13 protein-coding genes are annotated in these 12,892 nt (G+C 61.9%); 6 read left to right on the plus strand and 7 right to left on the minus strand.

The genetic code is table 11. The annotated features are described in order from the left end of the window. Window positions 1–19 precede the first annotated feature (19 nt). From AC0L3C_RS06220 to AC0L3C_RS06240, 5 genes are all read right to left on the minus strand, one after another. Window positions 20–541, minus strand: coding sequence for a copper chaperone PCu(A)C (locus AC0L3C_RS06220; RefSeq protein WP_473259927.1), 522 nt, complete (start codon window positions 539–541; stop codon window positions 20–22). Window positions 542–569: 28 nt separating this feature from the next. Beyond that, window positions 570–1,067 (minus strand): TlpA disulfide reductase family protein, encoded by a 498-nt coding sequence (locus AC0L3C_RS06225; RefSeq protein ID WP_473259924.1) that lies wholly within the window; start codon window positions 1,065–1,067, stop codon window positions 570–572. Further along, window positions 1,064–2,275: a sialidase family protein gene (locus AC0L3C_RS06230; RefSeq protein WP_473407448.1), complete on the minus strand. Its 1,212-nt coding sequence runs from the start codon at window positions 2,273–2,275 to the stop codon at window positions 1,064–1,066. The genes AC0L3C_RS06225 and AC0L3C_RS06230 overlap by 4 nt, the downstream gene beginning before the upstream one ends. Window positions 2,276–2,301: 26 nt before the next feature. Next, the gene (locus AC0L3C_RS06235) at window positions 2,302–4,710 is read right to left on the minus strand and encodes a TonB-dependent receptor family protein (protein ID WP_473407550.1); all 2,409 of its coding nucleotides are present in this window, start codon (window positions 4,708–4,710) and stop codon (window positions 2,302–2,304) included. Between the two features lie 84 nt (window positions 4,711–4,794). Next, a complete protein-coding gene (locus AC0L3C_RS06240) occupies window positions 4,795–5,169 on the minus strand; it encodes a DUF2946 family protein (RefSeq protein ID WP_473407449.1) in 375 nt (124 codons plus the stop codon). Window positions 5,170–5,646: 477 nt separating this feature from the next. Here AC0L3C_RS06240 and AC0L3C_RS06245 point away from each other — a divergent pair, with 477 nt between their 5' ends. The 4 genes from AC0L3C_RS06245 to AC0L3C_RS06260 all read left to right on the plus strand — a co-directional run bounded on the left by AC0L3C_RS06245 (window position 5,647) and on the right by AC0L3C_RS06260 (window position 9,779). Next, window positions 5,647–6,051, plus strand: coding sequence for a globin (locus AC0L3C_RS06245; protein WP_473407450.1), 405 nt, complete (start codon window positions 5,647–5,649; stop codon window positions 6,049–6,051). A 140-nt stretch (window positions 6,052–6,191) separates the two neighbouring features. Continuing rightward, entirely contained in the window at window positions 6,192–7,214 is a 1,023-nt protein-coding gene (locus AC0L3C_RS06250; RefSeq protein WP_199198585.1) for a sugar ABC transporter substrate-binding protein, read from the plus strand. Window positions 7,215–7,235: 21 nt separating this feature from the next. Continuing rightward, a complete protein-coding gene (locus AC0L3C_RS06255; protein ID WP_473407451.1) occupies window positions 7,236–8,738 on the plus strand; it encodes a sugar ABC transporter ATP-binding protein in 1,503 nt (500 codons plus the stop codon). A 12-nt stretch (window positions 8,739–8,750) separates the two neighbouring features. Beyond that, window positions 8,751–9,779: an ABC transporter permease gene (locus AC0L3C_RS06260; protein ID WP_247819375.1), complete on the plus strand. Its 1,029-nt coding sequence runs from the start codon at window positions 8,751–8,753 to the stop codon at window positions 9,777–9,779. Between the two features lie 327 nt (window positions 9,780–10,106). On the opposite strand, the gene AC0L3C_RS06265 is transcribed toward AC0L3C_RS06260, so the two are convergent. Continuing rightward, window positions 10,107–10,811, minus strand: a complete 705-nt coding sequence (locus tag AC0L3C_RS06265) for an L-2-amino-thiazoline-4-carboxylic acid hydrolase (RefSeq protein WP_473407452.1) — start codon at window positions 10,809–10,811, stop codon at window positions 10,107–10,109. Between the two features lie 42 nt (window positions 10,812–10,853). Then, window positions 10,854–11,246 carry a RidA family protein gene (locus tag AC0L3C_RS06270; protein WP_473407453.1) on the minus strand — a complete coding sequence of 131 codons (393 nt, stop codon included), beginning with the start codon at window positions 11,244–11,246 and terminating at the stop codon, window positions 10,854–10,856. 128 nt (window positions 11,247–11,374) lie between these two features. Between AC0L3C_RS06270 and AC0L3C_RS06275 the strand changes: the two genes are divergently transcribed. Next, window positions 11,375–11,998, plus strand: a complete 624-nt coding sequence (locus tag AC0L3C_RS06275) for a LysR family transcriptional regulator (RefSeq protein ID WP_473407551.1) — start codon at window positions 11,375–11,377, stop codon at window positions 11,996–11,998. Between the two features lie 338 nt (window positions 11,999–12,336). Then, complete coding sequence (locus tag AC0L3C_RS06280; protein ID WP_473407454.1) at window positions 12,337–12,882, plus strand: hypothetical protein; 546 nt, start codon at window positions 12,337–12,339, stop codon at window positions 12,880–12,882. Window positions 12,883–12,892: the final 10 nt, after the last annotated feature.

The raw sequence follows: 12,892 nt of genomic DNA on the forward strand, positions 1-12,892 counted from the left end.
GAAGGGTTGATCTGTTTCATCACATCTTCATTCCCGAATGATCAGGCATTTTCTTCATCATGTGCCCACTGTCGCCGGGCGCCTGCGCGCCGACGCCCTGGACATCGAGGGAGACGGCGACCTTGCCCGCCTTCTCGAACTGAAGCGTCACCGGCACCTTGTCGCCCTGCTTGAAGGGGCCCTTCAGCTCTTGCAGCATCAGGTGGTAGCCGCCGGGGGCGAACTTCACTGTCTTTCCGGGATCGATCACGAGACCCTTGTCGAGCAGGCGCATCTTCATCACGCCGTTCTCCATCGCCATCTCGTGAACCTCGGCCTTCCCCGCGATGTCGGCGGAAACGCCGACCAGCTTGTCGGCCACTGTGCCCTTGTTCTCGATGGTCAGATAGCCGCCGGCGACCTTGGCGCCGCCCGGTGTCGCCCGGCTCCACGCCTGCGAGATGACGAGATCGCCGGCCTTGACGTCGTCGGCCGCCGCTGGTGCCGTGCAGAGCGCGAGAGCGAACGCTGCGATCAACACATCTTTCAACATCGTCTTCATATCGGTCTTCCCGTTTGCAGATTGACTTTCAGTGGTTGGTGAGTTGTTGCGCAGACCATTTTTCGAAGTCGGCTAGCTCGGCCGAGCCTTCAATCGTCGTGATGACTCCATCGCGCGATATGAGCATTGTCCGGGGAATGTCGCCCTGCCAGCCGGGGTCGATCTCGAACCTCAAACGCTCGACAAAACCGTCGTTGAAGATGAAGTTTTCGGTCGTCGACAGCCCCGCTTTATCGAGCATCGATTGCGTCGCCGCCGGCAGGTTCGGCACGAGATCCGCGCTGATCGTGACGACGTCGATCCCGGGATGATCCTTCGCAAATTGCCCGAGCAGCGGCAGCTCGACCTTGCAGGGCCCGCAGGTTACGCCCCAAAAATGCACGAGCGTCGGGCGACCCGCATGCCCCCTCAGCACGCTTTGCCACGTGCCCCGCTCGAAGGGCTTAAGGGCCGGCGCCGCTCCTAGCGCTGACGCTGATGCGATTAAGATACCGAGGCCCAGAAGGCCCACAAACCGACGTTTCATGGTTGGTCCTCGATTGCCCTGAAACGATAGCCGTCCGCCTTCGTCATCCATGACAGGTAGGTCTGTCGGCCATTGGAAACGAGCAAGGGATGATCGGATGTATCGGTCGTGCTCGATATCGTCTTCGGCAGCGACCACGTCTCGCCATCGTCGCGGGAGATCGTCATCTGGACCGAGGTCTTCTCACCATCGAACTCTTTCCAGACCATCAGGGTTCCCGCCGGGCCTGCGAGCAAGAACGGGCGCGTCGGGTTGCGCCCCGGCTGCCCCAGCGCCATCGGCGTGGAAAAGGTGCGGCCTTCGTCGCGCGAGTGGGCGTAGAACAGTCCTTTCCGCACCTTTCCGTTCGTGTACCAGGCAACGTGATAGGTCCCGTTCGGCGCAACCGTGAGGCTCGGCCCGTGATGCGGACAGGCGTTGATCTGCCAGTCGTCGTTGCTGACGCGATGGATCTCGCCTGGTGTCGAGATGTCGGCAAAGGTCATGACTGCGTGATCGCGCACGCCGCCCTCGAAGATGTTTCTGAAGATCACGGCCGGCCGGCCTGCCGCTGCGAATGTCAGCCCCAATCGGCAACATTCGCAGGTGTTGTCACGCGCGAGACCAGCATCCGCGAAAGTGGCGCCCCCATCGCGCGACGAGGCAAAGAACAACCCTGCCCCCTCGTATTTTCGCCCCGCCTCCTTTGCAGGAACACGATTGCGCTTATCGAGCCAGGCCGCAAACACCGTTCCATCCTGATCGAGCGCGAGCGCCTCAAAACGCTGGCTCTCGTTGTTTGCGGTGATGGGCTTCAGCTCCGCAAAGTGCTTTCCGCCGTCTGACGAGCGGGTGTAGAGCACCTGGCCGTTGAAAGCTTCATCCCTGAAGATCGAGAACGCCAGCGCGATGCCCCCATTTCGATCGACCACGATCTTCGGCCGGGCATCCGGCCCCCAATCAAGGTTGGGCCGCTTTGTCGTGACTTGGGTGGGAGGCGAAAAACTCCGCCCTGCATCCTGCGAACTCGCAACTGAAACCTGCCCGCCCGCCATCCAGACGAGCCACAGCGTTCCATCCGGACCGAATGCAGGCGTCGTCTTGGTCGCGCAACGCAGCGTCGGCTCGTCACAAGCGGCCTCCGACGCATGCTGAGCGTGCATCTGTCCAAGTGCCGCGCCTTGCAAAAAGGCGAGGGCGAGTATCGCCAACAAGCCAGTTCGGACCACAGCCGCACTCCCTTTGAGAGCCCGCATCATTTGAACGCCACCTTCATACCCGCGACGAACGTGCGCGGCGAGCCCGCGTAAATCGATCCCGTCGTGTTCGCCAGCACGCTGGCAAGATTTGGAAGTCCGGCTGTGGTCACCGTATTGGTGATGTTGTTTGCCGACGCAACATAAGTGCGATCAAATACGTTCCTGACTTCGAGAAACAGGTTGAGGGATCTGAAGGTGTCTGACACCAGGTCCGTCTTGTAGTGGACGTTCACGTTGATCAGCTCATAGCCCGGCGCTTTCAGCAGATTTGCATTGTCCATGTAAAAGGAGTCCTTCCACTGGACTTCGACAAAACCCCCGAGCCCCGCCAGCGACCCCGCGAATTCGTCGTAGCCGATCCTGGCCGTCAGCTCGTTCGGCGAGATTCCGGGGATCTTGTTGCCTGCCCGGTTGAAGCTGAACACTGCGACATTGGTGATGTTCTCCACATACTCGGTGTAGACCTCGTCGAGATAGGTATACGCCGCCATGAACCGCCAGCCCGGATGGAACTTCCAATCGGCAGCAAGTTCGACGCCCCGATGCTCGGATCGCGGTGCGTTGAACATGTAAGTCGCGTTGCTCGCGCTCGGGTTACTGACGGCCTGACTCACCAATTCATTTCGAAAAAACTCGTAAAAGGCCGTCGCGCTCAGTTTGACCGCACTGCTCGGCGTCCAGTCGAAGCCCAGATCGTATCCGACATTGGTTTGCGTCTGGAGCTGCGTGTTGTTGCCAAAATCACCGTTCGGAAGAACGAACAGATTCGAGACCTGCGGCGTTCCGTATCCGGTCGCCACACGTCCGCGAAACTGCCATTCTGGATCGAGCCTGTAGAGCAGCGCCAACTCAGGAGCCGTGTTCTCGATCTTGCGATCGGCGGCGGTAGGCACCGGTATCGTCGCTACCGGAACATTGAAGGTGTTGTATTTATAGAGGGTATTGACGCCTCTCAGAATTGTAGTTTCCCAACCGATTCCGGCTATCGCCGTCAAATCAGGAGTGAGCTTCAGTTCCTCCCTCGCCCGTATTCCGTAGTTGGATGTATCGCTGAAGGTGTTGGCCGAGATCAGTCCCAGTGTGGCGTTTCCGCCTGGCATGACGTTACGCGTATCGCTTGACGCCACGAGTGTATTGTACCAGGCGCCGACCAATGTGGTGGACTCCACGCCGAAGATTTCGCCACGCTTCGTAATGTCGCTCATGTAGTTGTAGGAGGGGAAATCGCCGATGGCGCTGGTCGCGCCGGTCGGCTGGCTGATGTTCCTGTCGTCGAAAACGAACTGGTTTCGCCACGTGGTCGTATTGTCGAAGTCGTGGTCCCATCGTGCTCCGACAATGGTTCGTCGATCGTTTCGCCCGAGACCGGCTTGCGTCGCTGTCTCGTTGTCCTTGCCGCCGTTGAAGCCGTTCTTGAAGAGAGACACGGTGGGACATCCGGCGGCCGCCGCCGTACCGCTCGTACACCCCTGCTGGTAGGGATTGGTGTAGAATTGGTTCAGCGACTGCCGGAGCGGCAACCGCGCACTCAGGTCATTGTTGATGATCTTGACCGTAAAGCGGTCGTCCGGCGTGGCCTTGAGCGTGCCGAGGAAGTTGACAGTCTGCGTATTGAACCAGCTATTGCCGATGTAGCCGTCGCCCCGCGTGTCGCTTGCGAACAGCGATCCCTCGAAATTACCGACCTTCTTTCCGGCCGCCAGGTAGTTGTTAAGATAGCCGTAGCTGCCGCCGTCGACGCCATACTCGACGCCGTCGATCGTGCCACCGGGCCGGGTTCGGAAATTTAGCGCGCCGCCGGTCGCGTAGTTTCCATAGAGAGCCGACGAGGGACCGCGGACCACGTCGATTGCCCCATAGGCATGCGGATCGATCAGATCGCTGCGCGACAGGCCATCCGGTTGCGTCACCGGAAAACCGTCGTCGAAGATCACGAGATTGCGGATGCCAAAACCGTTCCGGGCGTTGGATCCGCGGATCGAGATGCCGAAATCGCGGGGACCGTTCCCCTGTTTGATCGAAATACCCGGACTATCCCGCAGGACGTCGCTGACCGAAAACGACGGGCGGTTGTCGAACTGGCTCCGATCGATGGTCGTCGCGGTCTGACCGGCCGGCGCCTGATTGACGCCATCGCGGGCAGCGCTGGCCGTCACGGCCCTGTTTTGGGTGGATACGCTGACGCTTGCGCTTGGCGTCACGGGCCTTGCCGCACGGCCCACCGATGCGGAGCGCGGTTTCGACGGTCGGCTTATTGGTTTGGGACGGGCAGCCTGCGGGGCCACGACAGTCACCGCGGGAAGCTCGGTATTGCCGCTTTGGGCAAAGGCTCCGCTCGACGATGCAAGCAGCGCGGCCTGAACGGCGACGACGCTCGCGCCACGGCGGGCATGACAACATAACATGGGGCATTCCTGACGCCGGGCTTTCTCTCCGGCCATTCGACAGCATCAATCGCCTGCGGCGGACCGCGGCGATCATGAGAGTCGTCAGGAAAATTGAGGCGGCGCGCGCGCCTGGGCGTTTGTGCCTTTATGGGTCGCGCCGGCGGATGCCTCCACGGCGTGCCATACCACGCACTCGGCGTGGCGGAAGGGAACGGAAAGCGCGGCGTGCGACGGCGAATCGAGCGACGCGCCCAATTGCGCCAAGCAACAGAGGGCGCATGCACCGGCATGTGCGACCGGCGTACCCGCCGGATCGTTCAGGCCGCCTTGCTCGCCTGCGCTGTGACAGATGACGGCGGCGGAAAGCGGATCGGCCACGGCCTGGCCGGCCGCCAGACAGGCGGCAATCGGCGCCAGCACCTGCATCGCCAGGGCGAGCAGGACCAGAGGTAGGAATTTTTGCAGCCGTGCGCGCATCCGCCGAACCATTCGTTCGTCTACTAACTAAACACCGCACAGATGGCCGAGTCGAGCCCGGTTCCGCCGCCTTTTTAATGCAGCGCAAATTCCCCGAAAAACTGTGGTCCGGACGCCACCAGCAGGGAACCTCCGGCATTTGAGGCAGTCGAGCCCTGCCCCGTCCACAGATTTCTTATATTTGTCATATGCTTACACGGCCGGCCACCCGATCATTTCGTCAAATGCTCGAATTTTGAACATTCGTTGCCGAAAATGATGACAAGTGAGAAAAGTTGATCTAGCATCCCCTTGCTCAGGCTGGCCGCGAGGTCGAAGTCTGGTGGTCCAAGTCTCGGGAGGAGCCCCTGACGCGCAAAATGCAGCGTCGCCCCGCCAATCAAGATCAAATCTTAGAATCGGGGATAATAGGGTCGACACAATTTTTGAGCGGGGCTAGGGCCCCGCTCTTTTTTTGTCTGCGGGGCTAAAGCACCGATGAATGCTTCTCCCAATCCGATCGAACAGAGCTTTGAACTTGCAGCCTCGCGCTGCACCGATCTCACCCCACAGGTCTATCAGCGGCTGTTCGAACAGCATCCCGAAACGCGGGCGATGTTCCGCACGCAAGGCAGCGAGCTCGTGATGGGATCGATGCTCGCACTCACGATCGAGGCGATTCTCGACTTCGCCGGTGATCGCCGTGGGCAATTCCGGCTGATCGCGTGCGAGGTCGTGTCGCACGATGGCTACGGCACGCCGCGCGAGCTGTTCACCGCCTTCTTCGCCGTCATCCGGGATACGCTGCGCGATCTTCTCCGCGATGATTGGTCGCCGGACATCGCGCAGGCGTGGGACCGACTGCTCATCGAGATCGACGCGTTCGCGGGTGTCCCGGCCTGACGCTTTGCGCTGCACCAACACGGGCTCGCGGCGACCCGCCGTTGATTGCGGATTGAGTGGCACCAACTCTTGTGAGACACTTTCGGACATCGGTCGCGCAATCAATGACGCGCCGAGATAAAATTGTATGGGAGCGAGCGATGTCCGGGACGAAAGATTTCTCGACGACGAGGCGCGATCTTCTTCAGGCGGCAGCAACCGCCGGCGCGGCGACTGCCATCCTCGGCAGCATGGGCATTAACCCCGCCCTTGCAGCCGAAGTCGGACGCAGCGAGAAGCCGCTCAAGGCGGCGTTCTCCAACGCAGGCCTCCAGGCGACCTGGTGCGCGCAGGGCAAGCAGGCCGCGGAATTCTGGGGCAAGCTGTTCAACGTCGAGGTCACCTGGTTCGACGGCCAGCTCGATGCGGTGAAGCAGCGCGCGGCGATCGACAACATGGCTTCGCAAAAATGGGACTTCGTCGCGATCCAGGCTTTCGGCATCGGCACCCTCACCCAGCCGGTGCAGAAGATGATCGACGCCGGCACGCCCGTGATCGACATGGACACGCTGATTGCGCCGCTGGACCAGATCAACGTCCACTCCTTTCTCGCCCCCGACAACGAGTTCATGGGCGCCTCGGTGACGCAGGCGCTGTGCAACGCCATGGGCGGCAAGGGCAAGATCATCATGACGCAAGGAGCCCTCGGCCACACCGGCGCGCAGGGCCGCGCCAAGGGCTTCAACAATGTCGTGAAGCAATTCCCCGGGATCGAAGTGCTCGACACCCAGCCGGCCGACTGGGATGTGTCGAAGACTGCGCGTCTCTGGGAAACCTACCTGACGAAGTATCCGCAGATCGACGCGGCGTTCTTCCACAATGACGACATGGCGCTCGCCGCCGCCAATATCATGAAGGCGCGGGGCCGCACCAACATCCTGATCGGCGGCGTGGACGCGATGCCGCCGGCGATCCAGGCGGTCAGCGAAGGCCGCATGTTCGCGACCGTCCGCAATCCGTCCTGCCGCATCCACGGCGGCGCCGTCATCGCGGGCGTTTCCGCCGTGGTCGGGGGCGAAAAGAGCGGACAGGGCATCCCCAAGAACGTCGTCACCGACGGACCGGTCGTCACCAAGGCCAACGCCGCAGGCATGCAGTGGATGCAGGATCACTTCCTGATCTGAGCCTCCAAGATCTGAAATTCCATGCGAGAGGATCGTTCGCCCATCCTGGAACTGCAGGGCATCACGAAGAGCTTCGGCGGCGTCGAGGCGCTTCGTGGTGTCGACTTCGCGCTCCACGCGAGCGAGATCCACGGTCTCGTCGGCGAGAACGGCGCGGGAAAAAGCACGCTGATGAAGATCATCGCCGGCGTGCACACCGAATTCTCCGGCCGCTTCCTGATCGACGGACAGGAGATGCATTTCCGCTCCGCCCGCGACGCGCACAGCGCCGGCATCGCCATGGTGCACCAGGAGCTCTCGGTCGCGCCCGACCTCACGGTGGCGGAGAACGTGTTTCTGGGCAACCAGCCGACCAACCGGCTCGGCTTGGTGCAATGGCGGCGGATGGCGCGCGAGGCCGGCGAGCAGCTCGCCCGCTTCGGCATCGACGTCGATCCGATGAGCAGGCTGGGCGATCTCCCGATCGGACTCCAGCAGCTGATCGAGATCGCGCGCGTGCTGTTCTCCGGCGCGCGCATCGTCATCCTGGACGAGCCGACCTCCGCCCTCTCCCCACCCGAGGTCGAGCGACTGTTCGCAACGCTGCGGCGCCTGCGCGAGGAAGGCACGGCGATCGTTTTCATCTCGCATTTCATCGAGGACATCTTGCGCGTCTCCGACACGGTGACCGTGTTCCGCAACGGACGGAAGGTCGCGGAAACGGCAAGTGCTGCGACCAGCAAGGGCGCGCTGATCGAGGCCATGATCGGCCGCGCCGGCGAAGCGCTCGAGCACAGCTACAGCGACGATCTGATGCTGCCCCAACCGAGCGATAGCTCGGTGGTCCTCAAGGTCGACCAGTTGTCGCTGGCGCGCAGCCTGAAGGACATCTCCTTCGAGGCCCGCGCCGGCGAAGTGCTCGGCATCTACGGCTTCATGGGCTGCGGCCAGCAGGAATTATCCCGCATCCTGTTCGGCAAGCTGAAGCCGGACGGCGGCACGCTTGCGGTCGAAGGCAAGCCCAAGACCTTCGCCAGCACGGCAGCGGCGCGGCGCGCCGGCGTGGCGCTGGTGCCGGAGAGCCGGCGCGACATGCTGTTTCACCAGGAGCCGGTCTACAAGAACATCTCGATCAGCATTCTCGATCGCATCTCGGCGCTGCTGCTCAAGCCGGCGCAGGAGCGCGACATTGCCCAGCGCCAGGTCGAGCAGCTCCAGATCAGACCGCCGGTGGTCGGGCTCGATCTCGGCATGCTCTCCGGCGGCAATCAGCAGAAAGTCGCGCTGGCGAAATGGCTGACCTATCCGCCCAAACTCCTGGTGCTGTGCGAGCCCACCCGCGGCATGGATGTCGGCGCCAAGAACGACGTCATCAACATCGTCCGCGATCTCCGCGCCAAAGGGCTCGCGATTATCGTGCTGTCGACCGAGCCGGAAACGGTGCTGTCGCTGGCCGATCGCATCCTCGTGCTCAAGCGCGGCGCATTGGTGCGTGAATTCACGAACGAGCCGGTCAGCAAGGACCGCCTGCTGGAAGCGGCGTGACGGAGAAGCACCATGGCGAGCAGTGACACGGCTTTGGCGGCGGGGCAGCGGGCGCGAGGGCTCGCGCCGTTCCTGCGCTCGCAGATGCGCAACATTGCGCCGTTCCTGACGCTGATCTTCCTGTCCGGCTTCTTCGCGCTGGCCAGCCCATCCTTCGCGACGCTGGACAATCTCGGCAACATCCTGACCCAGGTGTCGGTCACAGGAATCATCGCCGTCGGCCTCACCTTCGTGATCCTCTGCGCGGAGATCGACCTCTCGATCGCCAGCATCGCCAACGTCACCGGCATCGCGGTCGCCTACTTCACGCTCCAGGAATCCTACGTCAACATTCCCAACATTCCCCTGCCCGGCGCCGCGGCGATCCTGCTGGCCATTCTGCTCTGCGCGTTTCTCGGCCTCGTCAATGCGTTGGGGCTGACCGTGATCGGCATCCCCTCCTTCATCATGACCTTGGCGATGATGCAGATCGCGGCCGGCATCTCGGCGCTGCTGGTGCGCGGCCAGATCGCCTACAAGGTCCCCGGCGTGATCACCACGCTCGGCTCCGGATCGATCGGCGGCATTCCCTGGATCGTCATCGTCGCCGCGATCATGCTGCTCTTGGGGCATCTGGTGCTGACCTACACGCGCTTCGGCCGCTACGTCTACATGGTCGGCGGCAACCGCGAGGCGGCCGAATATTCCGGCCTCAACGTCAAGCTCATCCTCGGCGCCGTCATGGTGATTTCGGCGGTGTGCTCCGGTATCGGCGGCATGCTCGGCGTCGCCCATTTCGGCAGCGCGCAGCAGAACGAGTTCGACACCTATTTGCTCGACTCCATTGCCGCCGTCGTGGTCGGCGGCACCAGCCTGTTCGGCGGCCGCGGCGGTATCGGCAACACCATCGTCGGTCTCTTCGTTCTCGGCGTTCTCAATAACGGCCTCGACCACGTCAACATCGACAGCTTCCTGAAGATCCTGATCCGCGGCCTGATCCTGCTGGCGGCGCTGGTCATCAACGTCTATGCGCAGCGGCTGAGGGAAAAGGCGGTGGAGTAGACAGCCCTCAAAACAAAAAGTGCGAAAACAACCCCATGCACAGTAGAGACTGTGAGGGAATTCAACGACTTACAAAAAGCCGAAATTTCGAGGCTGCGACCGTGGCGGCGTTTGACTCGTCGGGCAAAACAGGAGCAGGATGTCATCATGGCGGTGTGCGCGGATGGACTCCAGACAGCGCCCCAACCTCCGTCATTGCGAGCGCAGCGAAGCAATCCAGACTGCCGCCGCGGAACGATTCTGGATTGCTTCGCTGCGCTCGCAATGACGAGGTGACAGCAGGGGCAATCGAGCCTAACCTTCATCGCAGAGCATGAGGACCGCGGTCTAACTCGCCGCTTTCTCATCCGACCCAAGCCGCGAGAACCGGAAATTACAATGGCTGGCACCGCCCGCGAGCGTCTGTGTCCTCTCCAGGCGGATGCCTCGCGCTGCGTAGGCGACGAAATCGAGCCCGCAAATATTCGGCAGGATCTCCTTGTCACCATAACGCGCCGCGAGTTTGCAGAAGCCGCAAGCCTTGTAGTTGATACCGAATTCAAAACTGTCGCCTGGTCCGGGTTCGACGAAATCATAGACGAAATCGTCCGGAAACTCGGTCTGATGGCTTTCGGTCGCGCTTCTTGCCGCTTGCTCGCGTAGCAAGGCCTGGTTCTCCGGCGACATGAACTGACGACCTGAGGCGAGACGTTCCGCTACCGATACGGTCAGCAATTGCGCCTTGTAGGTTTCCTGCTCGATCTCGCCGATCACAGGCACCGGCACGCCGTGGCGCCGCAGCACCCGGCTGATGGCCATGAAACCCATGAGGCGCATGAAGAAATCGCTCATGCGGCTTGCCGCGCCGCCGACATAGGGCATCTGGGTGAGCACGATCTCGAATTCGTCCATCACCTCCCGCCTGATCCCGTCGATCGCGGAAAGCTGCGCGCGCTCGCGCAACATCGGTTCGGCCAGGTCGAGCCGCTCGCGCATGGCAGCCTCCATGGCGCCGCGATGCGCTTCGTAGAACGGATGGATGATCTCAGCCATGGGACACCTGATATGATTGGCTCGTTGCAATGTCGGCCGGTTTTACTCCGCGGCGATCGCCTCGATCTCCAGCAGCCATTGGCTGTCGACGGTCTCGACGATCACGACCGTCAGCGCGGGCTGGTGTTCGCCCAGCATCGCGCGACGAATGGAGCGGTTGGTCACGAGTTGATTGCGGTCGGTCAGGAACGTGGTGACCTTGACCAGATGCGCGACGCCAAGGCCGGCGGCGGCGAGCACCTCGATCAAATTGCGCCAGGCCTGCTCGCATTGCGCCTCAAAACCTTCGGGCACGGTGCCGTCGGATCTCTGGGGCACCTGGCCGCTGATGAACAACAGACGGCGATGCTGCGTCAGTTCAAGTCCCATGCAGTAGCCGCCGGCGGGCGGATGGACCGTTGCGGGATTGTGGCTGACGATGTGAGCTGGCGGCATGGAGTTTCTCCGGATTGCGGGTTCGACCGTATCCGGCGCCATCACAGCTTCGCAAAGCATCATTGCTGCAGCTCAGCGCAAGAAAATCTATTGCAAGGCCATGGCCCATCAGTGTCAAAATGGGCGCGATGACCTACGCCCTTCCCCCACTCAACGCGCTCCGCGCGTTCGAAGCCGCCGCGCGGCATCTCAGCTTCAAGCTCGCCGCGCACGAGCTGCACGTGACGCCGGCCGCCGTGGGGCAGCAGGTGAAGGCACTGGAGGCGCGCCTCGGCGTGCAGCTGTTCGAGCGATTGCACAAGCAGCTCATCCTCACCGCGGCCGGTCAGGCCTATCTGCCCGGGGTCTCCGAAGGGTTTCGCCACATTGCGGAGGCGACCTCGCAATTGAGACCGGCAGGTGCGGTGCTGCTGCAATTGGGGGTCCATGGCAGCTTCGACCTCCGCCGCCTCGCATTGGCGGCGTTTCGCAGCACGCATGCGGAGATCGGCCTGCGGGTGCTGCATCCGGCGGGCCTGCACGAATTGGTCGAGGGCAAGGTCAACCTGCTGATCGCCCGCGGCCTCGGCCACCATCCAGGCTATCGCTGCGACCGGATCGATGAGGGATCGGGTTTGGGTGATTGGCTGGTTGCGCCTGAAGGCACCGCGGATTGCTCGGAGGTCGTCAGTTTTCGTGATTGGCTGCGCGCTCTGCCGGCCGAGAACTCAGCAGCGAATCGCCGCCCTCGTCTGGTCGGTGTCAGACGATAGGCCTGACCGGCAATCCATTGCCTTGCCGGGGCCGCGGTTTGATGGGTCGGGCGAAACAGGGGCACGATCTCATCATAGCGGGCGTGGCGTCAGTGGCAGCACCTCCTGAGAAAGTGGTTGGATTGACGAGGGCAGCTAGACTCTCGTTCGCCCGCCGTGGTTGAATTCAGACTATGGGGAAAAGCAAAGGCCCGCGCGCCAAACCTAAAAGCGCTCAAACAGCGCAATCGCCACTGGCAGCCCCGACTTCACAACCGATGAAGAAGCGAATAGCTCCCTGGCTTTCAAACGTCGGCCGCTTCTGGGCCGCCACTCAATCCCTACCACGATGGGCGACCTTGACGCAGTTTCTGTTGCCGTTCTTGTTGAGCGCCCTCGGACTTTGGCTCAATTACCAGCATGGAGACCTATCGGCGACATCCGCGGCCTTGGATGGCCCGCTTGAGGTCAATCAGCCGATCAAGGTCACCGTAACGCTAGAAAATACTGGCGATGCGGACGCCAAGGACGTCTACTCTGACAACATCTCTGGTGGCATCACATTTCCCTTCACTGATCAGGAGGCCGCACAGCAGCTCGAGACTGGCCCCTATCGAGGATCAGCAATAGATGCCTGCCAAGCCGTCAAACCACAAAGCGGGTTTCCATTTATCGCAAAGGGGAAGTCCCAGCCCGTCTTCGTGCAGCGACCGTGGAATGCCGAGCCGACAATCATAGCCGGCAAGCGCCTTTACTTCTTACACGGATGCGCTGCTTACAGGAGCGGCTGGTGGCCTTGGGCTACGTATCGGTCCGAATTCTGCTTTTACTTGAGCTCCCGCGTCGACAAAACAACCGGTCTTCGACAGTTCTTGCCGTGCCGTGGTTCGTGGCACAAGACGTAGCTTCACCTGA

The organism is Bradyrhizobium sp. WSM4872, assembly GCF_055811715.1.